Annotated in this window: 20 protein-coding genes; 12 read left to right on the top strand and 8 right to left on the bottom strand. The window is 62.7% G+C overall.

Annotation, left to right across the window (positions count from 1 at the left end; genetic code table 11):
• Position 1: 1 nt before the first annotated feature.
• The 4 genes from LOY53_RS10260 to LOY53_RS10245 all read right to left on the bottom strand — a co-directional run bounded on the left by LOY53_RS10260 (position 2) and on the right by LOY53_RS10245 (position 5,437).
• Entirely contained in the window at positions 2–1,666 is a 1,665-nt protein-coding gene (locus LOY53_RS10260; RefSeq protein WP_252823609.1) for a hydantoinase B/oxoprolinase family protein, read from the bottom strand.
• Between the two features lie 23 nt (positions 1,667–1,689).
• Positions 1,690–3,765 (bottom strand): hydantoinase/oxoprolinase family protein, encoded by a 2,076-nt coding sequence (locus LOY53_RS10255; protein ID WP_258703963.1) that lies wholly within the window; start codon positions 3,763–3,765, stop codon positions 1,690–1,692.
• 174 nt (positions 3,766–3,939) lie between these two features.
• Positions 3,940–4,695 carry an SDR family oxidoreductase gene (locus LOY53_RS10250; protein ID WP_252823605.1) on the bottom strand — a complete coding sequence of 252 codons (756 nt, stop codon included), beginning with the start codon at positions 4,693–4,695 and terminating at the stop codon, positions 3,940–3,942.
• Positions 4,688–5,437 carry an SDR family NAD(P)-dependent oxidoreductase gene (locus LOY53_RS10245; RefSeq protein WP_238217048.1) on the bottom strand — a complete coding sequence of 250 codons (750 nt, stop codon included), beginning with the start codon at positions 5,435–5,437 and terminating at the stop codon, positions 4,688–4,690. Before LOY53_RS10245 ends, LOY53_RS10250 begins: the two co-directional genes overlap by 8 nt.
• An 84-nt stretch (positions 5,438–5,521) precedes the next feature.
• Here LOY53_RS10245 and LOY53_RS10240 point away from each other — a divergent pair, with 84 nt between their 5' ends.
• The 7 genes from LOY53_RS10240 (at position 5,522) to LOY53_RS26850 (ending at position 11,326) form a co-directional block, all read left to right on the top strand.
• On the top strand, positions 5,522–6,106 hold the full coding sequence (locus LOY53_RS10240; protein ID WP_252823603.1) for a TetR/AcrR family transcriptional regulator: 585 nt from the start codon (positions 5,522–5,524) through the stop codon (positions 6,104–6,106).
• A 657-nt stretch (positions 6,107–6,763) separates the two neighbouring features.
• The gene (locus tag LOY53_RS10235; protein WP_252823601.1) at positions 6,764–7,447 is read left to right on the top strand and encodes a Type 1 glutamine amidotransferase-like domain-containing protein; all 684 of its coding nucleotides are present in this window, start codon (positions 6,764–6,766) and stop codon (positions 7,445–7,447) included.
• 366 nt (positions 7,448–7,813) lie between these two features.
• Positions 7,814–8,374 (top strand): FMN reductase, encoded by a 561-nt coding sequence (gene msuE / locus LOY53_RS10230; protein WP_258703962.1) that lies wholly within the window; start codon positions 7,814–7,816, stop codon positions 8,372–8,374.
• Positions 8,375–8,383: 9 nt separating this feature from the next.
• Complete coding sequence (locus LOY53_RS10225; protein WP_252823599.1) at positions 8,384–9,571, top strand: acyl-CoA dehydrogenase family protein; 1,188 nt, start codon at positions 8,384–8,386, stop codon at positions 9,569–9,571.
• Between the two features lie 9 nt (positions 9,572–9,580).
• The gene (gene sfnR, locus LOY53_RS10220; protein ID WP_252823598.1) at positions 9,581–10,678 is read left to right on the top strand and encodes a sigma54-dependent transcriptional activator SfnR; all 1,098 of its coding nucleotides are present in this window, start codon (positions 9,581–9,583) and stop codon (positions 10,676–10,678) included.
• Between the two features lie 150 nt (positions 10,679–10,828).
• Positions 10,829–11,035, top strand: coding sequence for a hypothetical protein (locus tag LOY53_RS26855; RefSeq protein WP_408981359.1), 207 nt, complete (start codon positions 10,829–10,831; stop codon positions 11,033–11,035).
• A gap of 48 nt (positions 11,036–11,083) precedes the next feature.
• Positions 11,084–11,326 carry a hypothetical protein gene (locus LOY53_RS26850; RefSeq protein WP_408981358.1) on the top strand — a complete coding sequence of 81 codons (243 nt, stop codon included), beginning with the start codon at positions 11,084–11,086 and terminating at the stop codon, positions 11,324–11,326.
• Between the two features lie 244 nt (positions 11,327–11,570).
• Here LOY53_RS26850 and LOY53_RS10210 read toward each other — a convergent pair whose 3' ends face one another.
• Positions 11,571–12,215 carry a glutathione S-transferase family protein gene (locus tag LOY53_RS10210; protein ID WP_258703960.1) on the bottom strand — a complete coding sequence of 215 codons (645 nt, stop codon included), beginning with the start codon at positions 12,213–12,215 and terminating at the stop codon, positions 11,571–11,573.
• A 190-nt stretch (positions 12,216–12,405) separates the two neighbouring features.
• On the opposite strand from LOY53_RS10210, the gene LOY53_RS10205 reads away from it, so the two are divergent.
• The 5 genes from LOY53_RS10205 (at position 12,406) to LOY53_RS10185 (ending at position 16,814) form a co-directional block, all read left to right on the top strand.
• A complete protein-coding gene (locus tag LOY53_RS10205; protein ID WP_252823594.1) occupies positions 12,406–13,725 on the top strand; it encodes an FAD-binding oxidoreductase in 1,320 nt (439 codons plus the stop codon).
• A gap of 12 nt (positions 13,726–13,737) precedes the next feature.
• On the top strand, positions 13,738–14,508 hold the full coding sequence (locus tag LOY53_RS10200; RefSeq protein WP_258703959.1) for an NAD(P)-binding domain-containing protein: 771 nt from the start codon (positions 13,738–13,740) through the stop codon (positions 14,506–14,508).
• Positions 14,509–14,721: 213 nt separating this feature from the next.
• Positions 14,722–16,101, top strand: coding sequence for an MFS transporter (locus LOY53_RS10195; protein ID WP_099453710.1), 1,380 nt, complete (start codon positions 14,722–14,724; stop codon positions 16,099–16,101).
• Positions 16,102–16,113: 12 nt separating this feature from the next.
• Positions 16,114–16,464, top strand: a complete 351-nt coding sequence (locus LOY53_RS10190) for a cupin domain-containing protein (protein ID WP_252823592.1) — start codon at positions 16,114–16,116, stop codon at positions 16,462–16,464.
• Positions 16,465–16,475: 11 nt separating this feature from the next.
• Positions 16,476–16,814, top strand: coding sequence for a RidA family protein (locus tag LOY53_RS10185; RefSeq protein ID WP_252823591.1), 339 nt, complete (start codon positions 16,476–16,478; stop codon positions 16,812–16,814).
• 72 nt (positions 16,815–16,886) lie between these two features.
• Here LOY53_RS10185 and LOY53_RS10180 read toward each other — a convergent pair whose 3' ends face one another.
• From LOY53_RS10180 to LOY53_RS10170, 3 genes are all read right to left on the bottom strand, one after another.
• On the bottom strand, positions 16,887–17,948 hold the full coding sequence (locus LOY53_RS10180) for a GlxA family transcriptional regulator (RefSeq protein ID WP_252823590.1): 1,062 nt from the start codon (positions 17,946–17,948) through the stop codon (positions 16,887–16,889).
• 116 nt (positions 17,949–18,064) lie between these two features.
• The gene (locus tag LOY53_RS10175) at positions 18,065–20,830 is read right to left on the bottom strand and encodes an RHS repeat domain-containing protein (protein WP_258703958.1); all 2,766 of its coding nucleotides are present in this window, start codon (positions 20,828–20,830) and stop codon (positions 18,065–18,067) included.
• A 135-nt stretch (positions 20,831–20,965) separates the two neighbouring features.
• Positions 20,966–25,303 (bottom strand): SpvB/TcaC N-terminal domain-containing protein, encoded by a 4,338-nt coding sequence (locus LOY53_RS10170; protein WP_258703957.1) that lies wholly within the window; start codon positions 25,301–25,303, stop codon positions 20,966–20,968.
• Positions 25,304–25,341: the final 38 nt, after the last annotated feature.

The following is a 25,341-nucleotide window of genomic DNA, read 5'->3' as shown; positions in this document are numbered from 1 at the left end:
TCTAGCGCTCCTGTGCGGCATCGAAGCCGTAGTCGTCACGCGCCTGTTCGGCGCTGATGTAGCCAAAGCGCACGTCCCGCTCGACCTGCTGGCGGTCGCGCTGACGCGGGTCGCCATAGCCGCCGCCCCCGGGCAGGCGCAGCACCAGGCGGCGCTCTGCGGGGACGAACTGCTGGCCCTTGCCGCGCAGCAGGGTGCCGTCATCCAGGCCGACGTAGCCTTCGGCACCGGCCTGCCCACCTTCAAGGCCGCGGGCAGCATGCTGAATGCGGTCGAACATGGCGCTGAAGCGGAAGCTGTAACCCTCAGCCGCCGACACTTCAATTTCCTGGCCCAGGCCGCCGCGCAGCTGACCCGCGCCACCCGAGCCCTCACGCAGCTCTTTGCGCCAGACCACCACGGGGCCAGCATGCTCGGTGGCCTCCACTGGCATGGTGTGCACGCCGCTGGGGAATGCCGTGGCGCTCAGCCCATCCATCGCCGAGCGCGCGCCCATGCCACCGCTGTTGAACATCAGCATCTCGGCGTTGCGCCCACTTGGGTTGCTCTCCAGCGGGCGCACGCTCAAGTGCAGGTTCCACAGCGCACTGGCGCCTTCTGCCGGGACCTTGCCCGGCAGGCACTTGTGCAGCGCCCCTAGCACCAAGTCTGGTACGAAGTGGCCCAGTACGTGACGCACCGACACCGGCGCCGGGTGCTTGGCATTGAGGATGCAACCCTCGGGCGCAGTGACCTCGAACGGCGCCAGCGAGGCCGTGTTATTGGGGATCTCCGGCGCAACGATGCATTTGAGCCCATAGCAGGCATAGGCCTTGGCGTAGCCCAGGGGCACGTTGATGCCGAACTGGCTCATGCCCGAGGTGCCGGTGAAGTCGCTCTTGATGCCATCGGGGCCAACGGTGAGGGTCACCGCCAGGGTCACCGGCACGTCATAGCCGTCCAAGGTCATGCTGTTGCTGTAGGTGCCGTAGGGCAGCGATTTGAAGCATTCCAGCGTGGCGCGGCGGCTGTGTTCCAGAATGAAACCGCCAATGTGCTCCAGGTCATCCAGCTGGAACTCGTCGAGCATGTCGAGCAGGCGCTTGTGGCCGGTTTCGTTGCATGCCGACAAGGCGTAGAAGTCACCCACGACGCGGTCGTTCTCGCGCACGTTGTTGCGCAGGATGTTGATCAGGTCGCGGTTGACCTTGCCACGCTCGAACAGCTTCATGATCGGGATGAACAGGCCTTCTTCATACACCTCGCGTGCATCCGGGCCGAAGCCTCGGCCACCGATATCCACCACATGGGCAGTGCTGGCGAAGTAGCCGATCAGCCTGCCCTTGTAGAAGGACGGCGAAACGATGGTGATGTCGTGCAGGTGGCCCGTGCCCTTCCACGGGTCGTTGGTCACATAGACGTCACCTTCGAAGATGTTGCCCTCACCAATGTCATTGATGAAGTGCGCCACTGCCTCGGCCATGGTATTGACGTGGCCCGGCGTACCGGTGACCGCCTGGGCCAGCATGTTGCCGGCGCGGTCGAAGACGCCGGCAGACAGGTCGCCCGCCTCGCGCACACTGGTGGAGAAGGCGGTGCGGATCAACGTCAGCGCCTGCTCTTCGACCACCGAGACCAGGCGGTTCCACATCACCTGCATTTGAATGTCGATCAACGTATCGCTCATGGTTCTGGCTTCCGAATCAGGCGTTAGCGGCGCACGACCAGCAGGCAGCCGTCTGGCTGGACCGTGGCGGTGAAGTTGGAGGTGACGAAGGTCGAGGTTTCGCGCTCGACGATGATCGCCGGGCCGTCGACGCGGGCACCCACCTGCAGCGCTTCGCGCGGGTGAATGCCGGCCTCGACGAAACCACCGGCAGCCACATCGAACACTGGGCGCTTGGCCTGCTCTTGGGCGCGGTAGGAGGCCTTGACCTCTTCCACTTGCTGCACCGGCGGCAGGGGCGAACTGGCCTTGACCGACCAGCTGACGATCTCGATGTCTGGCCCCTCGATCGGGCGACCGAAGAAGCGCGTGTAGGCGTCTTCGAAGAGGCGTTTGAACTGCGCGGTATCGGCATTGCTGAAGGGCTTGAACGGGAGCGCAACGGGGATTTCCCAACCCTGGCCGACATAACGCATGAACGCGGTGCAATCCATCTCCGGCTCCCCCTCGGGCATGCCCTGGCGCAGGAAGCCCAGCGACTCGGCTTTCATTTCTGCGATCAAATCGTTGACACGCGCGGCATCGAATTCGGACAAGCGCACGAACGCACTGCGCACAGCTTCGTAGCCGAACGGTGCCCGCAGGAAGCCGATGGCCGAGCCCACCCCCGCACCGGCCGGGACGATGAAGCGTGACACGCCCATCTTCTCGCACAGCCGCGCTGCATGCAGCGGGCCGCCGCCGCCGAAGGTAATCATGGTGTAGTCGGCAATGTCTTTGCCGCTTTCCACGGCGTGTACGCGGCCGGCGTTGGCCATGTTTTCGTCGACCACTTCACACACGCCGAAGGCGGCCGTGTCAGCCGCGATGCCCAGTGGTTGGCCAATCACCCGGGCCATGGCATTGGCGGCGCTGTCGCTAGACAGGCGCAGGGCGCCACCTGCGAAGTTGTCGGCATCCAGGCGGCCGAGCAGCAGGTTGGCGTCGGTAATGGTCGGCTCCAGGCCACCACGGCCGTAGCAGGCCGGGCCGGGTTCGGAAGCGGCGCTGTGCGGGCCGACGCGAATCTGGCGCATGCTGTCGATGCTGGCGATCGAACCGCCGCCAGCGCCGATCTCGACCATTTCCACCACCGGGATGGAGATCGGCATGCCACTGCCCTTCTTGAAGCGATAGGTGCGGGCCACTTCGAAGGTCTTGGCGGTTTTCGGCACCTGCTCCTCGATCAGGCAAATCTTCGCCGTGGTGCCGCCCATGTCGAACGACAGCACGTTTTGCAATTGGTAACGGCGCGCGATATCAGCGGCGAAAATCGCACCACCGGCTGGCCCCGACTCCACCAGGCGCACCGGGAACTCGGCAGCGCTTTGCACCGAGATGATGCCGCCACCGGAGTGGATCATGAACACCGGGCAATCGGCGCCCTCTTGCTTGAGGGTCACCACCAGGCGGTCGAGGTAGGACTTGATCAACGGCTTGACGTAGGCGTTGGCACACACGGTGTTGAAGCGCTCGAACTCGCGCATCTGCGGTGAGACTTCGCTGGAAATCGAGATTGACAGCTGCGGCAGACGTGCCTGCAGCGCGTCGCGCAGCTGACGCTCGTGGGCGCCGTTGACATAACTGTGGATGAAGCCGATGGCCACGCTCTGGTAATCACCTTCGGCGATGCGCTCGACCAGCGCGTCGATCTCGGCCTGCTCGGGGGCGATCAGCACCCGGCCTTTGACGTCCAGGCGTTCACGCAGGGTATAGCGGTGTTCGCGGTCGATCAGTGGCGGCGGCAGGACAATGTTGATGTCGTACTGCTCAAAGCGGTTTTCGGTGCGCATCTCCAGGGTGTCACGCAAGCCTTCGGTGGTGATGAAGGCAGTGCGTGCACCGCGGCGCTCGATCAGCGCGTTGGTGGCCAGGGTGGTGCCATGGATCAGCTGATCGATGTCCGAAAGGGCCAGGCCAGCCTGCTCCACCACCTGGCGCACGCCGGTGAGGATGGCCCGCTCGGGCAGCTCGTAGTCGGTCAGGATCTTGGTCGAATGCAGCACGCCGTCCACATCCAGCGCGATATCGGTGAAGGTCCCGCCTATGTCCACGCCGACCCGGCATGATGTCGCAGTCATCGTCATATCCCCTGCAATGCTTTGTAGTTGTCTCGACCTGCTGAAACGGTCTTCATGTAAGTTATATGTTGTCTTACAGGTGGTCAAGCATCTGTGGCTGGAATTCTGTAATGATTTCGAGGGCCTCTTCGCGGGTAAACCCGCTCCCACACACCTGCGAAGAGGCCACCCAGGTCAACCCGCTGTCTTGACCATCCGCCCACCCCCCACCGCCTGTGCGGTAGGGAACACTTCAAGCCGCGACACATCCACCTGCCGTGGCATCTTCAATGCCGCCAGCAGCAACTGGGCGATGTCCTCCGGCTGGATCGACTCATAACCGTCATACAGCTCACTGCCCGCCGCCTGCATGCCCATCGCCGTCTTGTACAGCTGGGTCTGTACTCGGCCCGGGGCAATCTCGGTCACCCGCACGCCACTGCCCAGCAGGTCGCAGCGCAAGGCATCGCAGAACAGGCTCACGCCAGCCTTGGAAGCGCCATACACCGCGGCCCCTGGGTGCGGCGCGCGGCCGGCGCTGGAGCCGATGAAAAACAGATGCCCCCTGCCCCGCTCGAGCATACCCGGCAACACCTGGCGCGTCAGGTGCAGCGGCGCCTTGAGGTTGATGTCGAGCATGTTGTCGATCTCGGCCTCGTCGATGTCCTGGAAGGCGGCACGGGTCGAGAGAATGCCAGCATTGTTCACCAGCACGTCCACCGGCAGCCCCTCCAGCGCGGTACTCAACGCACGGTAGTCACGCACGTCTGCCTGCAGGGTTGTCACGCCCGGCTCACGGGCAAGTTCTGCCAAGGCTTCGGGGCTGCGCCCCACAGCGATGACCTGCAGGCCCGCATCGCGCAGCGCCAGCACGATCGCCTTGCCGATACCGCTGGTGGCCCCGGTCACCAGCGCGCGCTGGTAGCCCTCGGGGAAAGCGACTTCAGGCATAGATGTAGCCTCCGCTGACGATCACGTTTTCGCCGGTGGCGTAGCTGTTGCGGCTGCTGCCCATCATCACGATCCATTCGGCGATTTCTGCCGGCTCCGCAGCGCGGCCCAGCGGGTTGGCAGCTGCCAGCTCGCCCAGGAAGCCCAGTTGCTTGGCGCGTTCGGTGGCAAAGCCGGCCGGGGCCACCGAGTTGACCAGGATCTGGTCCTTGGCACAGGCCTGGGCGAACGATTTGGTCAGGCTGACGACCGCGGCCTTGGTTGCCGCGTAATGGGCATTCTGGGGGTGAGCCTTGAAGGCATCCACGGAGGTGACGTTGACGATACGCCCGGTTACTGCGGGCGCTGCCACGTACTGCTGCATGTGGCGCACCGCGGCGACCATCATGTGGTAGGTGCCTTTGATGTTGACGGCGTTCTCCAGGTCCCACTCTTCGTCGCTGATCTCGAAGATGTCCTGGCGCGGGTAGATCGCCGCGCTGTTGACCAGGCAATGGACCCGGCCCAGGGCTTCGACAATTTCGGCGAAGGCGGCATGGGCGGTGTCCTTGCGGGCGATGTCGCCGACCGCGATGGCCACCTCTACACCCTGCCCGCGCAACGCTTCGGCTGCTTGTACCAACAACTGCTCATTTCGGTCGATCAGGCCGATCTTGCCGGCGCCACGCTTGGCCATCAGCCGAGCTGTTTCCAGGCCCAGACCCGAGGCGCCACCTACGATCACCACCGTTTGATTATCCACACAACACCTCCGCGATTGAGTCTTTACGTAAGATGCCTGTTGTCTTACATTTGGTCAAACATCAATTCGCCGAAAGGTCCCGCCATGCCCGCCTCCAGCCTCTCGCCCGTACCTGCCCCGCAAGCCCGGGATCGCCTGCTGGAGGCGGCCAGCACGCTGTTTGCCAGCCGCGGCTACCAGGCCATCGGCCTGCGCGACCTGGCCAGCCACCTGGGCTTGCATGCCGGGTCGCTGTACCACCACATCGAGAGCAAGCAAGGGCTATTGTTCGAGCTGATCGAATCGAGCCTGGCCGACTTGCTGTACGAAACCCGACAATGCCTCAAAGGCGCCCGCTCCACCAGCGAGCGCTTGCAGTGCTTCGTCCAGGCCTTTGTCGCCTACAGCCAGGCCAACCCAGACAAGCTGACCCTGCTGACGCGCGAGGCGGTCAACCTGAGTGAGGAGCAAGTGTTGCAGGTGGAACAGTTGAAGGCCGAATACAGTGGGCTGCTCAGCGACATTGTCGCGGCCGAATGCGGGCTGCCTGCCGCCCGCGCACGGTCGATTGCCCATGCAGTGCTGGGCCTGCTGTGCGGGCAGGCGCAGTGGGGGGCGGTGATGATGGCGCGGGAGCAACTGGTGATGTTTGTGCAAGGGATTGTTGGGACTGGCAATCTGTCTGATTAGCAGATATCCGCACAGGCTGGTACTCAAGAATAAAAAGCCTCAGGCCTAATGCCCTTCGGTTAATCACCATAAGCTGTAATTGGGGCTGTATGCAGCCCATCGCAGCAGTTCGCCGCCCCGACAAGCCAGTGCCTACGGGAGTAGCGTACTTCTTGTGAATTTCGCTCACCTGTAGGAGCTGGCTTGCCTGCGATGGGCCGCGCAGCGGCCCCCTTGGCCCTAACTGACTGGCATTAGCCCCAAGCCCATCGAAAATGCACTTTTGGAGCCTGCAACTACGCTACCAGTATGCAGATACCGCTCGACCCACTACTAAGGATAAGAGTCGAAACTTCAGCTTTTGGAGTTACAAACGGTGTCGTCTTGCTGATTCTCTATCCTGCGCAAGTGATTTGGCATAGGACATTTCTTAGTTATACTACAGACAAAGCCGGTAAAAATCCTACAAATGGCTTTCCTTCATAGCCGGCAACCACGATTATTCCAAATGCACTTGCCGACCATGAGAATATAATTCGATGAACAACAATACGGTAGGAGTCAATCTCTGGGTGTCCGCCAGATGGGATGAAACACGATATCGGGCGACTGCAGGGCTTGACGAGCATGCATCTCCAGTGGAAATAATATAGTCTTTTCCAAACAGCAGGGTCACAGGTGATTACTTCAGATATTGTGGTTGTTGGCGGTGAGTCCAATGCCGATGAGAAGGCCATGACGCCAATAGACGAATACATCATCGCGCTAACGGGCAAAGCATCACCCGTGGTTCTTTATATCTCTACCGCCAATGGCGATGATCCCCTGAAGATATCCGACTTCAAGAACAAATATGCAAGCGCGGGCTGTTCAGTCACGTCTCTCACATTCTTCACCCCTCCCTTTGCGCACACGTATAAGACCTCATCGATGTTTGAAAAGGCCGATATCATTTACATCGCGGGTGGTAATACTCGTGCGATGTTGGCCGTCTGGCAAGAGTTTGGCATCATCGATCTTTTGCAACAGGCTAGGGACAACGGCAAGGTGCTGTGCGGCGTCAGCGCGGGCGCCATATGCTGGTTCGATTTCGGTCACTCCGACTCTGGAGGTACATTTGCACTGATCCGAGGGCTAGGCTTGCTCCAGGGCGCGCTGTGCCCGCACTTCAATTCAGAAAAGGGTCGTAAGACCTCATTTGTCCAACTGGTTTGCCATGAGCGCATCCATCCTGCCTATGCCGTCGATGACGGAATCGCGCTTCATTTCAAAAATGGTCGGTACCACAAGACCATACACAACGACGCCGCTTGTAACGGTTATTCGATCACGGTGCAACTTCCCCACGTCACACCACTGTGATTAACACGGTAAATGATTGGAGGCGATGGCACTGAGGTTCCACAGCGGTCCAGTCATAGCGCTACAGTGCTCAAGAAAATACGACTACCTGCGCAACCTCCACCTTACAAGGAGATTCAGGAATAAGAATATAATTTCTTATTCTTTTTAGCAGCCACCAAATCCTCTATAACTCTCCCAACTGTACAGCCGCCAACACCCGGCCAACTGTCTGCAGCGCAACACCCGATCAACAGCCAGCGCCCGCACGGCAACATCGCCCCGGGCGCTAAAACGCGTAACCATTTGATCTAAAATAGGTTTTATAAACGGCACGACGATTGCTCCAGCAAAGTCCCCCGCTCAACCCGAACCGGAGACTTGCCCATGAGCACCCCATTGAATGTCGTCGCCCTGTCTGGCGGTACTTCCCGCCCTTCGCGCACCTTGGCCCTGACCGAGGCGATCCTCGCGGAACTGGCCGAACACCTGAACATCAAGCCCCACCTCATCGACCTGGGTGACATTGCCCGCCCGTTGGGCAGTGCCCTGTGGCGCAGCGAGCTGCCGGAGGCCGTGGAGCAGCAACTGCGGCTGGTGGAAAAGGCAGACCTGCTGGTGGTGACCACGCCGGTGTACCGCGGCAGCTTTACCGGCCACTTCAAGCACCTGTTCGACCTTATTGGCCAGGACGCCCTGGTCGACACCCCGGTACTGCTCGCCGCCACCGGGGGCAGTGAGCGCCACGCGCTGGTGCTCGATCACCAGTTGCGCCCGCTGTTCAGCTTTCTCCAGGCCCTGACGCTGCCGATTGGTGTGTTTGCCAGCCAAGCGGAACTGGCCGACTACCGCGTTTCCAGCGAGGCCCTCGCCGCGCGTATACGCCTGGCCGCCGAACGTGCCGTGCCACTGTTCCGCGCCCACCACGCGCTGCGCAAAAGCGCCTGAGGAGCGGCCATGAATGTACTGGTTAACACGGCACCACGCCCTGCTCTGGCCATCGCCCGCGAGCTGGCTGGGCAGTTCGCCCAGACCGCTGTCGAGCGTGACGAACGCGGTGGCACGCCCAAGGCTGAGCGCGACGCGCTGCGTGACAGCGGCCTGTTGTCGCTAACTATCCCGCAGGCGTTCGGTGGCCAAGGCGCCAATTGGTTCGACACCTTCGAAGTGGTGCGCGAGTTCGCTCGGGTAGACAGCTCCATTGCCCACGTCTTCGGCTTCCATCACCTGATGCTGGCCACCGTGCGCCTGTTTTCGCGCCCAGACCAATGGCAGCCGTGGTTCGAGCAGACCGCGCGCAAGCAGTGGTTTTGGGGTAACGCCCTCAACCCGCTGGACACACGCACCGTGGTCAAGCACTGCGAAGGTTGGTGCGAGTTCTCTGGCAAGAAGAGCTTCTGCTCCGGTGCCAGCGACTCGGAAATGCTGATCGCCTCCGCCGTGGACGAACGCGCGGGCGGCAAGCTGCTGATCGCCGCGATCCCCAGTGGCCGTACTGGTATCAGCCTGCACAGCGACTGGCACAACATCGGCCAGCGCCAGACCGACAGCGGCAGCGCCACGTTTGAACGGGTGCGGGTCGAGCACACTGAACTGCTGCTTGACCCAGGGCCGCTGAGCACGCCCTTCGCCGCCTTGCGCCCGCTGATTGCGCAGCTGCATTTCGCCAACCTGTTCCTGGGTATCGCCGAAGGCGCGTACGAGGAAGCCCGCCAGTACACCCTTAAGGAAAGCCGGCCGTGGTTCCGCTCAAACGCCACCACCACTGCCGAAGACCCTTACGTGCTGCGCCATTACGGCGAGTTCTTGGTCGGCCTGGAAAGCGTCCGTTTGCTGATCGAACGCGCTGCCCGCCAGCTCGATAGCGCCTGGGCCAAGGAGCATGCCTTGAGCGCAGAGGAACGCGGCGACCTGGCCCTGGCCATCGGCACCGCCAAGGTTGCCGCCAGCCGCCATGGCCTGGATATCTGCAACCGGCTGTTCGAGGTCACCGGTGCCCGCGCTACCCACGCCTCGCTGCGCTTCGACCGCCACTGGCGCAACCTGAGGACACAGACCCTGCACGACCCGGTGGACTACCGCATCCATGAACTGGGTGAGTGGGCTCTCAACGGCAAGCGCCCTGCCCCCTCCTTCTATTCCTGAGGATTGCCCATGCAACTGCTGACCCTCCCCCCGTCCCCGACACTGGCCACCTCGATCAGGGCGACCGCACAGGTTTTCGAAGACCCCAGGTCACAGGCGCTGCTCGCCCACCTGCAACAGGTCGCGCCGAGTGAGGCGAGCGTGCTGATCATCGGCGAAACCGGCACGGGTAAGGAGCTGGTCGCACGCCATATTCATAACCTCAGTGGCCGGCGTAACGGCCCATTCGTCGCGGTCAACTGCGGGGCGTTTTCCGAGTCGCTGGTGGAGGCCGAACTGTTTGGCCATGAAAAAGGCGCCTTCACCGGCGCCCTGGCGGCCAAGGCCGGCTGGTTCGAGGAGGCTGACGGCGGCACGCTGTTCCTCGATGAGATCGGCGACCTACCCTTACCGATCCAGGTCAAGCTGCTGCGGGTGTTGCAGGAGCGCGAAGTGGTGCGGCTGGGTTCACGCAAAAGCATCCCGATCAATGTGCGGGTGCTGGCGGCGACCAACGTGCAGCTGGAGAAGGCCATCAATGCCGGGCATTTTCGCGAAGACCTGTATTACCGGCTGAACGTGGTGACCTTGCAGTTGCACCCGCTGCGTGACCGGCCAGGTGACATCCTGCCATTGGCGCGGCATTTTATTCGCAGCTACAGCGACCGGCTGGGCTATGGGCCGGTGGAACTGAGCCCGACGGCCCAGGCCAAGCTGGTTGATTATGCGTGGCCGGGCAATATCCGTGAGTTGGAGAACGTCATTCACCACAGTTTGTTGACCTGTGCTGACGGGGTGATCCAGGCGCAGGATTTGCGGCTGTCCAACCTGCGTATCGAACGGCAGGAGGAGCCTGCCAGCAATGCTGCGGAGGAACTGCTGCAGCGGGCATTTAGCCAATTGTACGAGGAGCAGCCTGTGGGGCTGTACGAGAAGGTCGAAAATGCCCTGCTGCGCTCGGCCTACCGTTTTTGCCATTACAACCAGGTGCATACCGCGCAGTTGCTGGGGCTGTCGCGCAACATCACCCGGACCCGGCTGATTGCGATTGGCGAGTTGGTGGTGAACAAAAGGCGGGGGCAAGAATCGCAGGTTCTGGATAACCGGGTGGTACGGTTGTCGATTTGAAATGTGCAGTGCCCGTACCGGCCTCTTCGCGGGCAAGCCCGCTCCTACAGGTATTCCACTGCTTTCAAGGCCAGTGAAGATCCTGTGGGAGCGGGTTTACCCGCGAAGAGGCCGGCACGGGCCACTCAGATGCTAGGTGCGGTCACCGCCATGATCATCGCCGACATCATGATCGGCCCCATCATCTGCGCCATGCCCTACACCGTGGGCCTCGCCAACACTGTGATTCGCTTCGTGATTCGCTTCGTGATTCGCTTCGTGGTTGGCCTCATGGTTGGCCTCATGGTTGGCCTCATGGTTGGCCTCATGGTTGGCACCATCATCGGCGCCATTGCGTCCACTTTCACCACGGCCTGAGCTGGCATGCCCGCCACCATCGCCGCTGTGTCCGCTACCGCTGCCGCCGTGGCCTCCCCCCCCGCCACTGCCGCCGCCTCCACTGCCACCACCATGACCACCTCCACCACCGCTGCCGCCGCCGTGACCACCGCCACCGCCGCCGCCGCCACCACTACCACCCCCACCGCCGCCATGACCGCCACCGCCACCGCCGCCACCATGGCCGCCGCCACCTCCACCACCGCCATCCTTCGCATACGCGCTGGACGCACCGCCAATGGAGTCAGGCACCAACACGGCCGACGCTGACAAAACCGCGCCGATTGCCAAAGCCAACAAGCATTTCTTGAGCATGTAGAGCCTCCGCTTGGAGTAGCACGGGGGTTGCACATGACACCCCGTGAGTTCCGGCCCCCCATGGGGCGACCTGCAAACCAGTGCGGCCTTCCATCTGCAGCGGGTGAGCGAGATCCCTCAGGGCCAACTGGCCAGTTGTTGCAGAATGTGTCTTACGTCCTGAGCGTAGTCATGCGCTAGCGCTTGTCACGACCAGTCATCCGAATGGCGCTTGAACAGGCGCTGTCCGGGGCATCAGGTCATAGGGGTGTTTCCAGCCTGGCGTGCCCTTGATCCGCGCTTTCCAGGCCTCGATATGAACGAATTCGTTCAGCGCCATACCTGTGTCTTCAGGCATGAACACATACCCCGCCAACGACAGGTCGGCGATGGTCAAGCGCCCGCCGACCATGAACGGCGTCTTCGCCAGATGTGCATCAACTATGCGATAAGCCGCCGTGGCGCGATCACGCAAGAACTGGGTCACATCGGTTTCGCCCATCTGTTTCAGGCAATAGATGAACCGCAGCGCCGCGTAATAGCTGGTGAATTTGTGATTGTCGAACAGCATCCAACGCCAGATCTCGCGCTTTTCGTCCTCATCGCGTGGGCCAAACTGGCCGGTCTGCTCGGCGAGGTATTCAAGGATCAAGGCCGATTGGGTGAACGACTTGCCCGCATGTTCGAGCACCGGCACCTCGCCCTGCTCATTCACTTCATCGCGCCAGGCCTGCTCGCGGGTCTGGCCGTTGAAAAAGTCGACAAACACCGGCTGCCAAGGCTGGCCGGTGAGTTCGAGCATGAGGGCGGCTTTGTAGGCATTGCCGGATTCGGCGAAGCAGTGGAGCGTGTATTCGGACATGGCAGAGCTTCAGTTTCCTTTGAATGATCGTTGAGTGCCGGGGCCTTTGCGCGGGCCAGTCACCGGCAAACCGAGCAAATCACGCAGGGCTTATCGCGGTCAATTCAAAACCTCCCACGACCCGTCATTCCCGTTATATGCCCCCCGCCCGGGCCATGCGACAGTGAAGAAAACAACACGGATAAAACCCATGTACAGAAACACCTCTACCCCCGCGGACGACAACGGTTGCGGCTGGTTCCACCTCAGCCCCCTGCGCCAGCCACGTGCCGCGCACCGGGGGCGGAGTGAAGCGCGCTGGGTGGTACTCGGCGCTGGCTTTACCGGCCTTGCCGCCGCGCGGCAACTGGCGCTGCATCATCCGGATGACGAGGTGATCCTGCTCGAAGCCCAGGAAGTCGGCTTTGGCGCCTCGGGGCGCAATTCAGGCTTTGCCATCGACCTGCCCCATGACATCGGCGCACCGGACTACATCGGTGAGCTGGCCACGGCGCGGATGAACCTCAAGCTCAACCTGCGCGCGCAGGCGATACTGCACACGCTGATCCAGCAACACGGCATCGACTGCCAGATCCGCCCTGACGGCAAGTACCAGGCAGCGGTCGAAGACAAGGGGTTGGCGGTGCTCGAAGCGTACCGCAGCGGCCTGGAGAAACTCGGCCAGCCCTACCAGATGATCGATGCCCGTGACCTGCCCGAGCACTTCGGTACCGGGTTCTACCGCAAAGCGTTGTACACCCCAGGTACCCAGCTACTGCAGCCGGCTGCCTTGGCCAAAGGCCTGGCAGACAGCCTGCCCAGCAACGTGACGCTGTACGAACACACCACCATCACCCGCATCGAACAGGGCACGCGCATCACCCTCACGCATGCCCATGGCGAGATCGTTGCCGAGCAGTTGCTGCTGACCAACAACGCCTTCGCCTCGTACTTCGGCTTCCTGCCGGGGCGGCTGCTGCCGATTTTCACCTACGCCAGCATGACCCGGCCCCTGAGCGAAGACGAACAGGCACGCCTGGGCGGCAAGGCGACCTGGGGCATCATCCCCGCCGACCCGTTCGGCAGCACCCTGCGGCGCACCCCAGACCAGCGCCTGCTGGTGCGCAACAGCTTCAGTTTCAACGCCGATGGGCGCGCCAACCAGCGCCACCTGCAACGGGCCGGGCGACAGCACCGGGCGTCGTTCGAGCGGCGCTTCCCGATGCTTGCGGGTACGCCGTTCGAATTCACCTGGGGCGGTTCGATGTGCCTGTCGCGCAACCACCAGTCGCATTTCGGCACGCTAGCACCCAATGTCCATGCGGCGCTGTGCTGCAACGGCCTGGGAATTACCCGGGGCACTGCCACCGGGACCCTGTTGGCCGACTGGTTGAGTGGCGAGCGTGACGAGCTGATCGACTTCCTGCTGGGCTCGGCCGGGCCCAACCGCAACCCGCCTGAGCCGCTGCTGAGCCTGGGCGTCAACCTGAACCTGCACTGGGGCCAGCGCCGCGCCGGCCTGGAAAGCTGACAAGGAGGCATCATGCATAGCCTGGGCATCCTCGGGGTCGGCGAGCTGACCGAAAAAGTCGTTATCGGCCTGCGCCGCAGTGGTTTCGACGGCGCGATCCTGCTGTCGCCACGCAACGCCCAGCGCGCCGAAACTCTGGCCCACGCACACGGTTGCCAAGTACTGCCGAGCAATCAGGCGGTAGTCGACCAGGCCGAGGTGCTGATGCTGGGCGTGCGCCCGGAATCACTGACACACCTGGCCGGCGAGGTACGCCTGCACCCCGGGCAACGCCTGCTGTCGTTGGCAGCAGGCGTGAACCTGCAACAGCTGAAAGCCGCCTTCCCCGCCGCTCACTGCGTGCGCGTGATGCTGTCTTATGCCGCGCAACACAACCAGTCCACGGTAGTGGTCTACCCCCCGGATGCCCCCACTGAGCGATGCCTGGCCGGGCTGGGCAACCTGGTGGTATTGCAAGATGAAGCCGCATTCGAGCTGGCCACGGTGGCCGCGTGCATGAATGGCTGGTTGTACTTCCTTTTACACGACCTGCAGCAGTGGCTGACCGACAAAGGCCTGCCCGCAACCGAGGCGCGCGCCTTGGTGCTGGGCAACCTGCACGACTGTGTAAGCAGTGCCCAGCGCCAGCCCGAACACACGCTCAAGGCACTGGGGCAAGCGATTGCCACGCCGGGCACCTTTACCGCCGATGGGCTGGCCGTGTTGATGCATCAACCGGTGAGTGCCAGCTGGGGCGCGGCCTGCGAAGTGGTGCTGGACTCGCTGTTGACTCGATCGCGGTAGGCGCAGCCTTGTGCTGCAAAGAGGCCGGTGACAACGCCGTAATTCTTGGCTGATGTCGCCGGCCTCTTCGCAGCACAAGGCTGCTCCTACAGTGCCATTCACACCTCGCAATGCCATCCCACGACCCGTCCGAACCGTTATAGGGAACCCCTGCAACCCGGTGCCATAGTGCCGCCACGCAAGTGCGTCAAATAACAACAAGAGGTAAGTCCAATGTCTGTCCCCAAACGCTCCGTCGAAGATGCGCCACTCAATGCGTTCCACCGCAAACTGACGGTCTATTCCGCCGGAGGCCCGTTCCTCGACGGCTATGTGCTGAGCATCATCGGCGTGGCCATGCTGCAAATCACCCAGGCCCTGCAACTGTCGGCCTTCTGGGAGGGGCTGATTGCGGCTTCGGCGCTGATCGGGGTGTTCCTCGGCGGCTTCCTGGGTGGCTGGTTCACCGACAAATACGGGCGCAAGGTGCTGTATCTGGTCGACCTGATCGCCATTGTCGGTTTTTCGGTGGCGCAGTTCTGGGTCGAGTCGGCCTGGGCGTTGTTCGCCTGGCGGTTGTTGATCGGTATCGCGGTCGGCGCCGACTACCCGATCGCTACCTCGCTGCTGGCCGAGTTCCTGCCACGCAAGCAACGCGGGCCGCTGCTGGCGGCGATGGTTCTGATGTGGTTCGCCGGGGCCGCCGTGGCCTATGTGGTCGGTGAACTGTTGCTGCGCGTCGGCGGCGATGACGGCTGGCGCTGGGTATTGGCCAGTGCGCTGGTCCCGGGTGCATTGTTCCTGATTGCCCGTAGCGGTACGCCAGAATCGCCACGTTGGCTGCTGAGCAAGGGCCGCACTGCCGAGGCGGATGCCGTGATCAAACGCGTCTATGGCCCGGATTACTCCATCGCCGACCTGCCCGAACACGTCAGCGGCAAACCGGTGTCGGTGTGGTCGCTGTTCCACTCCGGCTACGGCAAGCGCATGGCCTTCGTCACGCTGTTCTGGACCTGCGCCATCGTCCCGCTGTTCGCCATCTACGCGTTCGCCCCAAAAGTGCTGCAGGCGCTGAAACTCACCGGCGACTGGGCCGCCTACGGCTCGATCGCCATCACCCTGCTGTTCACCCTCGGCTGCCTGCTGGCAACCAAGCTGATCAACCGCCTGGGGCGGCGCAAGATGCTGATCCACAGCTTCCTCTGGTCGGGCATGTCGCTGGTGCTGCTGGGCGTGTTCCCCGACGCATCGCCCACCACCGTGCTGGTGCTGTTTGGCGCCTACGCGGTGTTGATTGGCGGCGCCCAGGTGCTGGAATACGTCTACCCCAACGAGTTGTTCCCCACCGAGATCCGCGCGTCTGCCGTTGGCCTGGCCACTTCGCTGTCGCGTATCGGCGCGGCCGTGGGCACCTACCTGGTGCCTATTTCCCTGGCCACCTATGGCATTGCCAACACCATGTTCGCCGCCGCGTTGATCTCACTGTTCGGTGCACTGATCTCGTGGTGGCTGGCCCCAGAGACCAGCAAGCTCGACCTGCAGCAAGCCGCTGCGTTGGGCGGGGCCGCCCCAGCACCGTCACCGTCCTACAAAAACGTTGCCCGAAAAGCCTGAAGGAGCCACATCATGAGCCAAGTGCTTACTGTTGTCCGCAATGCCGCTGCCTCGCCCCTGGGTGTACCAGCCCCTGCCCGTCTGCCGATCGGCGAACCGATCGCCCACGCCGCCAGCGCCCAGGACCAGACCGATGAAGCGGTGGGTGCCAGCATCGGCATCTGGGAAAGCAGCCCCGGGGTATTCCGCCGCTTCCTGAAAAACCGCGAATTCAGCCATATCGTCAGCGGCAGCTGCACCTTTACCCCCGACGGTGGCGAGCCGGTCGAGCTGCGGGCGGGCGATGCGGTGCTGTTCCCAGAGAACTGCGAAGGGGTGTGGGAGATCCGCGAGACCCTGCGCAAGACCTACGTACTGTTCTGAGGAGCGCGCTGATGATCGAACGTATCAACCCCGGCAAACGGGCCAGCCAGATGGTTCTGGTGGATGGCCGCCTGGAAACCTCCGGGATCGTCGCCCTTGCAGCGGGCGATATCGCTGCGCAGACGCGGTGCGTGCTGGCGCAGCTGGAGCAGTGGCTGGCGCAGGTTGGCGCAGGTAAGGGCAACCTCACCCGCGTGCAGATCTGGCTGGCTGACATGGGGGAGTTTGCGGCGATGAATGAGGTGTATGACGCCTGGGTCGGGCAGCAGCCACCGGTGCGGGCGTGTGTGGGGGCTGCGCTGGCGGCGCCTGAGTATCGGATCGAAATTCAGGCATTTGGTCAGCTTTGATAGCGCCGGGGCCGCTCTGCGGCCCATTCGCAGGCAAGCCAGCTCCTACACGGGTAGGAGATGGCTACACAGTTACAGCTCCGGGTCCAAGCCTACTTTGTCCCCATGCCAGTCAAACCGCTCCACTTCATGCCGCCGTTTGCGGAAGCTGTAAGGCGTCTCGCCGTACTGCTTGCGAAACCATAAGATGAAGTGCGACGCATCGGAAAAGCCACACGCCAAGGCAATAGTGGTGATGTTCTGGCTGGTATTCACCAGCAAGCGCCGGGCATGGTCCAGGCGCAGCTTGCGCCAGTAGTTGGCCGGTGGCTCTTGCGTGTTGGCAACGAATTCGCGGTGCAACTGCCGCGGGTGCGTGCCCACTGCCTCGGCCACGGCCTTGAGGGTCATCGAGGCATCCAGGTTGGCGCGCATGAAGGCAATGGCCCGCTGCACACGGTCGTTCTGGTAAACGCTTTCGCTGGCGGCCTTGTCCTCTTGCGCGTCGGCTCGCTCATCCACCAGCAGGTACTCCAAGCCCTTCTGCGCCCGCACCGCTCCGCAGTGCCGGCGAATTAGGTTGGCCGCCAGGTCGATGGCCGTGCCGCCTGGGCAGGTGATAATGCCGCGGTCATCCACATAGCTCTTGTCGATCACGGCGGTGGACAGCGGGAAGCGCTCCTTGAACTCATCGCGCAAGGTGAAATGCAACGCGCAACGCCGGCCATCGAGCAGGCCGGCCTTGCCCAGCACGAACGAACCTGAACACAGGGCGATGATCGGGATATTGGCCGCATACACCTCACGCAGCGCATCGAGTAGCCAGTCTGGGGGGTTACGCGTCTCGCCCAGCAGCCCGCCCGCCAGCACGATGTAGTCGTACTGGGCAAACAGGTTGAGCGGTTTGGTCGGCGAAATGGGCATGCCGCAACTGGCGGTGATCGGCTGGTCGTCCAGGGTCATCCAGTCCCATTGGCAATACACTTGCTGGCTGCGGAACGACTTGTCGGCGGCGAAGCGCAACGAGTCGACCAGGCCGGCGACCGGGACCAGGGTGAACTGGTTGAGGAGCACGAAGCCGACCCGCAGTTCAGGTTTGATCTGCGAGGCGGCTTCGGGGGGCGGTGGTGGTTGTTGATCTTGTAGGGCGACCATGGACGCTGCTCACATGACATCCGAAGTGGGTGTCATTTTAGGCGTATTCAGGCGTCCGCCCTATCATATTAAGCGCCGAAAATAGTAAATTTCTGACAAAGGTTGAGTGTAACGATTCATTTCAATGGCCTCTTCATAAGACCTTTGGACCGGTAGGAACCTTCATTAGGGTTAGCGGCAAATAAGCTCTCTGCCTTACCGTCGTTGCTAACGTTGGGTATACGTTGCACGGCTACGAAGTGAGTTTTATTCTTAAAAGTAACTTCATAAATTGCACGCTGGGCGCCTTGATTGCCTATCTGTTTTCCCTTGGCCAACGCTGTCAAAACCAAATCAGCTATATCTCTATCAGTGTTTATGCCTACCTCACGGAAATCCGCACGGTGCCGGTAGGTGATATGTTTAAAACCCTCTTTGTCGTTGCCCTTTTCCAAGAAAAAGTACTCAAGTTTAGTGCCATCCTCACTTACCCTTTGCCCGATAGCCATTACACCCAAACCCGTTTGTCTGTTTGTAGGGAGTCGATGTTTCAACCTCTCAAAAACTTCACTGCCCTCAAAGCCGTACTCACCCACGAGGTTGGGGAGCTGCTGCTTCACTTTCGGTTCTTTCTTAACAGCTTGCTCAGGTGTAAATTCGAGTTCCGCCTCCCTGTCCTTCTGCTTCGCGGCCTTTCGGGCCCGAGTGCGCTTTTGATTCTTTGTAAGCGTTTCAGTCTCACCAGTGCCACGTTCCGCATTATGGCTCGCCCCTGCTGAAGAAGAAGAGGTTGAAGCGCCCGGCTCATTGGCAGAGCCTTCACTTCCAATCGCAGCTGGTGCCCTCGAACCGTTGCTGTCGTCCTTTTTCTTAGGCATCAACCCCAACTCATCAACCAAAGTCATTGGGTTGTTACGCACCATCGCATACAAGTTCAAGCCATCCACGGTGCCTGCCGGGTCCGCACTCAACCACCGCCCCAGCCAAGGCTGGTAATAGCGATACCCGTAGTAGTACAGCCCCGTCGCATCACGCTCCTTGCCCGAATAACGAACGAACTTGTAGCGCCCCTGCACTTCGCTGCGAGCGGCCCATACCGCCGTGCCACCATACGGGTAGTACTCCTCTCGACTAATCAGCGCACCACTACCATCGACCTCCAGGCAACCGCTGCCCAGCTGGTCGGCATAGCTGTAACGCAATTGCGCGTCGGCAAGTTCTGGCGGTTTACCTGCAGCCCAGTGCAAGGCCCGCACCTGGGCGTGCCCGGCTTCGCCCACCAGCACCACCTGCAGCTGCTCGGTCAGCATGCCGCCCTGGGTTGTACTGCGCAGCTCCAGGCCTGGCAGGTACTGCACACGTTGCGTACGCATGTGGGTCGCGGTCTTTTGGGTACTGACCTTGAGCACGCGTTGGTTGCCGATGTCATAGCGGTAACTTTCGCCATCGTCCCCCGCCCCTTCGCGCATGACCTGGGTAACGGCGTGCAACTCACCGCGCGGTGTCCAGTTCAACTGTTGGCCAGGCAACAACGCCTTTTGCTGGCCACTGGCATTGAACAACGCCTCGACGGCGGCCGGGTCCTTGGTGAGCGTGCTGTCCACCGCCCGGTTGCTGCGGTCACTGACGGTGATATCGGTGGTGTAGCTATGGTTTGTGGCAGGCGCGCTGTGGCGGATGCGGGTCAGGTTGCCCGCCATGTCGTAGGTATAGGTGCGGTTGTAACGGCTGTAGGTGACGTTATCGAGGGGCGCCATATCCGGCAGGTTGACGCCCTGCTGGCCGGCGTTGGCCATCTCGCGTCCGGTAGCGCTGGCCAGCTGGTACAGGCTGTCATAGACATAGGTGCTTAGCGGTTCGACTTTCTGATTGCGCCAGAAGCGGGTTGCTTCGGCGTCGTTGCGCACACTGAGCACATTGCCCACCGGGTCGTAGGCGTAGCGCAGGTCTTGCAGCACCTTGGCCCCTTGCGCGTGCCCTGTCGGGCGCTCGGTACGCACTTCTGCCAGCAGCTGTGTGCGCGGTTCGTAGCAGTATTGGGTGACCAAGCCGTTACCGTGCTCCTCGCGCAGCTTTTGCCCAGCCGCCGAGTAGCTCAGGGCTTTGAGAATGACCTGCTCAGGGCAGCCCTTGAGCGTCAGCCAACGCTGCGTGAGCAGGCCCGCCACGTCGTAGGCCTGGCGGCGCAGATGGCCTGCGGCATCACGCGTGGTCAAGGGTGCACCGGTCGCATCCACCGTGCTCAGCGTAGTGCTGGCTTCGCTTTCCGGCTGCAGTTGGGCCTCCCAATCAGCAGGCTGCTCACTTTGCCAATCCGCCCCTACCTGCGGGTTATCGGCATCCGCCAGCAAGCGTTGCGTGGTCTCTAGAGGGACGCCGGTCAAGCCAACGCCATGGGTCTGCAGCAAACCAGCGGTGTGGTAGTGCTGGCTAGCCTGGCCCGCCAAATTGTGGGCTTTTTCTGCGGCACTATTGCCGGCATAAATCAGCCGCTCCAGCCGACACGCCACGTCGCCGTTGACCTGTTCGCTGATCCCCAGCAGGCGCCCAGGCAGGCTGGCGTTCTCGTAATGCCAGGTGCGGGTGACCGCTTCACTGCGCAGGTGCTCGCCGTGTTCATCGAGCGCGATTCGCGACACGGCCAGCAACGGGCGCCCTGCTGCGTCGCTCAGGTTGATCGACACGCCGGCGTCGGCGCTTTGGGTGCACACCGGGGTGCCGGCCAGGTCGGTCAGCCAGGCAAAGTTACCCCGGCCGCTGGCGTGCAGGCGCGGGTCGCTGCTGTGGGTCATGGAGCCCTTGGCGTCATGCTGCTGGCGCGTAATCCGAGGTTGCGTCAGGGTCGGCGTGTCCGGGTGGCGGTGGTAGTGGATGGTCCGGGCCACCAGGCCGCGGTTGTCCACGACCGTGACGGTAGGGGTATTGCGATGGACAGCGTTGTCCGAAAGAGCAGGCATCGCGTGCCTCCTGTTCTTGAATTCTGCATGGGGTTAAGTGGCATGGCGGGCGCCAGGTAGCGCACGCCATCAAGGTCGCGCTCAGGCCGTGTCGTTTTCGTCCTGCGCTACCGTGAACCAGGGGTAGTACTCGGTACGCCGCTCCCAGCCCGCGGCGGTGAGCACGCGGTAAACGCGCCCCATGGCGTCATACAGCTGGGTATCGGCATACAGGCCGGGGTGGCCGCTGTCATCGCTTACAGGGCGCCAGTCATCGAGGTAGTACGGCAACCAGGTGCGCACGGGCTGGCCTTTGTTGTCGTACTCGGTCTTGCCTGTCACCGCCCAACGTCGCGCTGCCGGCTGCACGCGTGCAGCACCGTTGGCATCGCGCTCGAGGCGGCCTGCGGCGGTACGCACCCACGCATCGCCAGACGCACTTAGCGCGGCGGTCTGCAACAGGCGGCCGGCGCCATCGCTGTGCGCCACGTTTACGCGCAGCTGCTGCGCGGGGTCGCCGTCGTAGCGGTCGGTCTGCAGGCTGATGATATGCGGCGGCTGGCGGCTTTCGCCGTCGTTCACAGCGGGCAGGCCGTTGGCCTTGAGCAGGCGACGCAGCGCCAGCTCGCCCATACGGGTAGCCAGGGGGCGCCCTCGGCTGTCACGTGCCAAGGGCATCCAGCTGTCGGTCACTACCCGGTGCGCCGTGGCCACGGGTACCTCGCCTCCTTCGAGTGCCAGGATGCCCTCGACCGTTGCCGGCAGCGTGAATGCCTTGCTGCTATAGCCGGCCAACTGGCCTTGCTCTGTGCCGTGAAAGCGGGTTTGTGTCACTCGCCCCAAGGCATCGAGGCTGACCTGGTGCTGGTTGTTGTTGGCATCGGTCATGGCTACGGGTGTGAGGAAACGCCAGTCATACTCGAAGCCGGTTTCCAGGCCAGCGGCGTCGGTTATCTTCAGCACTTGCTGGGCGTGTGGGCTCCAGTCAACACGCTGCTCGCCAAGCAGCTCGCTGGCACGCAGCGTGGCCAGTCGATAAAACAGTGGCGCACCCTGGTGCTTGATCAGGTCGTGGCGGCTGACGTACACCCGCTTGCCGTCCTCAGCCAAGGCGATCAGGTGATAGCCGCCGTTGGCCTGCCACTGTGCCAGCTCGTGCGGCAAAAGCGTTGTCTCAAGTTCAGCCAGGGTAGCGTGCTCGAGCATGGCGGTTTCGCGGTAGGCCACCAGCGCCTGGCGGATTGGCGCCGTGGTCAGTTGCCCCTGGGCATCACACCATTGCTTGCGCTGATAGCCCGACAGCGTGGCAGCGTCCAGGCCCTGCAACGGGCTGCCGGGTGCCAGCAGGTGCTCCACGCTGAAGCCGCCCTGCGGCAGCGCGTGCGCTGGCAGCGCCAGCACATCGGTACGGGTCGCTTCGATCAGCCCGGACACGTAGTCATGGCCGTCCTCCAGGTTGCGTACCCGATGGCGCGCGTGCTCAAGCCAGGCCATGTCCTGCTGAGGGTCGCGGGCATCGTCCAGCAAACCGGCTGGCAGCGAGGCTGGGTAAGGCGATGGGGAGACTGCAACCCGGCGCGGGTAATGCACCTGCACCTGCTGCAGGACATAGCCGTACTTGTCTTGGCCAATCACCAGGGTCTGCGTGATAACTGGGTCCTGGACAATGCGCTCGGTGGTGAAGGCCAGGGTCTCTACTGCCGTTACCAAGGCCGCAGGCCGGTCGGCGTGCGCGGTCTCGTAAACCCGCACTTGCCAGCGCTGACGGGTGATGCTGTACGGCACCCCAGCGTGTTCAGTGCCGTCAAGGCCGTAGGTTTCACTGCGCACTTGGGCCCCCTTCAAGGCACAAAGCAGCCACTGCCGGGCCGCACCTTGCGGCACGTAAGGCACATCGTGATCACCTTCAAGGCGGGTGAAACGCACCGATTGCAAGGGAAAGTCCGCCTCTGCGCTGCGCTGCGCATCAAAGCCCTGAGGCGCGATGCTGTCCAGGTCTTCGATGCCGCAGAGGAACCACTGGCGTACTTGCGCCGGCGGCGAACGCTCGGCGGCCGTGCCCTGGGCGTCGCTCAAGGTGTCGGTCTGGATCAGGTGCCTGAAACCGCGAAACTCACGCTCAACAGGGTCCCAGACCGGGCTCTGATAGCGCATGCCACTGACGGTACGCAGGCCACTGATGTCGTCCACAAGGGTCACCTGGGCCAAGGTGTGAACCGGGAACGGCAAGCGACTGATCGCTGCCTTGCTCTCCCCCTGCAGGGCACGCTTTTCATCCAGCCAGCTCTGCGCCGAACTGCGGTAGTCGAACAGCGTACGGCCACCGGTGTTGCTGCACACCTCGGCCAGCAACCATGGGCGTCGGTCATTGAAGCGGTACACCCAGCTACGGGGAGAGAGGTGCGGCACAGTCAGCACCAGCTCTGCACAACCCTGCCCGCGCAAATCGACCAGTTGCAGCTTACAGCTGGCATCGAGCACGACCCCCTCAGGCGCCGGCACGCAATGGCTTTCGACGAAGCGATTGCCATTATGGCTGACGAATACCCGGATGCGGTCCGCGTCTACATAAAGGATATCGGTAGTACCACTGCCATCGGTATCGCCAAGCAATACCCGCGAGGCGTTGAAATGTTCGATGGCAAAACCCGGCATCTGCACAGGGTTGGCAAAATGACCGTGGCCAAGCATCGGCCAGTAGGTGACGCCTTCGGCCGTGACCTCGATCAATTGCTGCAACCCTGTACCCGCCAGGTCGGCAAATGCCACCAGCCGGTGCTCGCCGCCAGGCAACGGCAGCGTGGGGCCTGCCACGATGTCGCTGGCCGGCTGCCAGCCGGCACCACGCACCCTGGCAGACAAGCGCACGCTACGTGGCCCGATCATCACCAGGTCCTGCTGCCCGCCACCGCTGAAGTCGACCAGTTGCGCCCCCCGATGGGCCAGCTCGCTGGGCATGGCGTCGGCGGCAATGAAGTCACGCCATTGCCCATCCGGCGTCAGGGTGAAGCTGCCGCGAACCCCCGGCAGGTTGACCAGCCATTGTGGCTGGCCGTCTCCTTCGAGGTCGGCCAGCATCCCGGTGCCTGGGCGTGGCGCTCCCGGTAATGCGTGTGACTCACCCCACGTGACGGCATCGCCACCCTGGTCACTGTCGCGTTCTGGCGCGCGATACCACCAGGCACCTGCATCCTGGAACAGCAAACCCGGCAGCCCCTCGCCGTGTAGATCTACCATCTGCCAGTGCGGTGCACTGAAGCCATCGAGGTCGGGTAATGCCTCCCAGTCCGAATGCTCACACCCTGGGCGACTCGGCTCGAATTCCACTGGCGGCAGCAACAACGGCGTGCCATCCGTTTCGTAAGCGATCTGTTGCGCGGCGACCAGCACCGAGGCGACGCCCGATGTGTCATACCCCAGGTGCAAGCGCGAAACCAGTTGCGGGCTTGGGTCAGCGTCCCCGGCCATCATTCGCGTACGGTGCCACAGCAGCACCTCGTGGCAAAGCCGTCGCACACGTTTATCGAAGCCCCAGCGCCAGTAGGAAAAGCAGTCCTGGCGCACCGGCCAGGGTGCCTTCACCTCGAACGCCGGTGGGGTGTTCACATCCACGCCCCGCTCGCCGTAATCCAGCTGCATCACGGTCATGAAATCATCCGGGCGAAAGGCCTGCTGCGGTACCAGCAGCGCTGCGCTTGGGGTGGCATTCATGGCGTGGACGGCAACCAGGTAGGTGTTGGCAACCTGCGGGTGCATGGCCTGTTCGTGCGCATCACACTCCGCCTGGTCTTCGCTGCGGTAGGTGTAGACCACGTGCTCCCCCGTGGCACTGACGGTCTCTTCGGCATACCAGCACGCGACCTCTGCCGATTTGCCGGGCTTGGCCAGGCGTGCCGAGGCCGACCAGCCAAACAGCGTAATGCTGCCGTCGGCATGGTATTGCAGCCAGAAGCCAGGCGAGTCGGGGCTCGCTTGCGCTTGCCAATGCTCCAGGCGCTGGTCGCGGCCGCCACTGCGCTGCACCCAAGCGGTTACCGTGTGAGCAGCGGGGGTGTCGGAAAACGGCAAACTGGCGACAGTGCGCGGCGCCCCGCCGTCGAGCAGGATTTCTTCGCCATCGGGGCCCTGCCAACGGTCACTGCGGGTGTAACGGAGGACACCCAGGCGGTCCAGGCGGCAGACAGTGGGCGGGCTACACTGCCAGCCAGCACCGAAGGCGCCATTACCTGCCGAAGAACGGTACGTGAGGCTCAACGACGGCGACAACGCGCGGCCGACCGGCAATGGTAATGGCAGCGACCAACCTGCGGCGCCGTCGGCGCTGCCGACTGACAGCATGCCTCCGCCCGCCGAAACGGTACCGCCGCCCTTGGGCAGCGAGGGGGGGCTGAACACAGGTTCACCGCCGGCACCCGAAGGGGTGACAGACATATCATTCATGATGTTGCTCCTTGACGACCCCCACGCCTTGGCGCAAG

This window comes from Pseudomonas sp. B21-031, assembly GCF_024748985.1.
Lineage (GTDB): Bacteria > Pseudomonadota > Gammaproteobacteria > Pseudomonadales > Pseudomonadaceae > Aquipseudomonas > Aquipseudomonas kermanshahensis.
Note: the sequence above shows the minus strand (reverse complement) of the source record. Positions and strands in the feature narration are given on the sequence as shown.

What these genes read in the sequence shown, in the direction of transcription:
- LOY53_RS10260 (WP_252823609.1), bottom strand. Translation starts at nt 1,666, where the DNA reads ATGAGCGATACGTTGATCGACATTCAAATGCAGGTGATGTGGAACCGC.
- LOY53_RS10255 (WP_258703963.1), bottom strand. Translation starts at nt 3,765, where the DNA reads ATGACTGCGACATCATGCCGGGTCGGCGTGGACATAGGCGGGACCTTC.
- LOY53_RS10250 (WP_252823605.1), bottom strand. Translation starts at nt 4,695, where the DNA reads ATGCCTGAAGTCGCTTTCCCCGAGGGCTACCAGCGCGCGCTGGTGACC.
- LOY53_RS10240 (WP_252823603.1), top strand. Translation starts at nt 5,522, where the DNA reads ATGCCCGCCTCCAGCCTCTCGCCCGTACCTGCCCCGCAAGCCCGGGAT.
- msuE (WP_258703962.1), top strand. Translation starts at nt 7,814, where the DNA reads ATGAGCACCCCATTGAATGTCGTCGCCCTGTCTGGCGGTACTTCCCGC.
- LOY53_RS10225 (WP_252823599.1), top strand. Translation starts at nt 8,384, where the DNA reads ATGAATGTACTGGTTAACACGGCACCACGCCCTGCTCTGGCCATCGCC.
- sfnR (WP_252823598.1), top strand. Translation starts at nt 9,581, where the DNA reads ATGCAACTGCTGACCCTCCCCCCGTCCCCGACACTGGCCACCTCGATC.
- LOY53_RS26855 (WP_408981359.1), top strand. Translation starts at nt 10,829, where the DNA reads ATGATCATCGCCGACATCATGATCGGCCCCATCATCTGCGCCATGCCC.
- LOY53_RS10210 (WP_258703960.1), bottom strand. Translation starts at nt 12,215, where the DNA reads ATGTCCGAATACACGCTCCACTGCTTCGCCGAATCCGGCAATGCCTAC.
- LOY53_RS10205 (WP_252823594.1), top strand. Translation starts at nt 12,406, where the DNA reads ATGTACAGAAACACCTCTACCCCCGCGGACGACAACGGTTGCGGCTGG.
- LOY53_RS10200 (WP_258703959.1), top strand. Translation starts at nt 13,738, where the DNA reads ATGCATAGCCTGGGCATCCTCGGGGTCGGCGAGCTGACCGAAAAAGTC.
- LOY53_RS10195 (WP_099453710.1), top strand. Translation starts at nt 14,722, where the DNA reads ATGTCTGTCCCCAAACGCTCCGTCGAAGATGCGCCACTCAATGCGTTC.
- LOY53_RS10190 (WP_252823592.1), top strand. Translation starts at nt 16,114, where the DNA reads ATGAGCCAAGTGCTTACTGTTGTCCGCAATGCCGCTGCCTCGCCCCTG.
- LOY53_RS10185 (WP_252823591.1), top strand. Translation starts at nt 16,476, where the DNA reads ATGATCGAACGTATCAACCCCGGCAAACGGGCCAGCCAGATGGTTCTG.
- LOY53_RS10180 (WP_252823590.1), bottom strand. Translation starts at nt 17,948, where the DNA reads ATGGTCGCCCTACAAGATCAACAACCACCACCGCCCCCCGAAGCCGCC.
- LOY53_RS10170 (WP_258703957.1), bottom strand. Translation starts at nt 25,303, where the DNA reads ATGAATGATATGTCTGTCACCCCTTCGGGTGCCGGCGGTGAACCTGTG.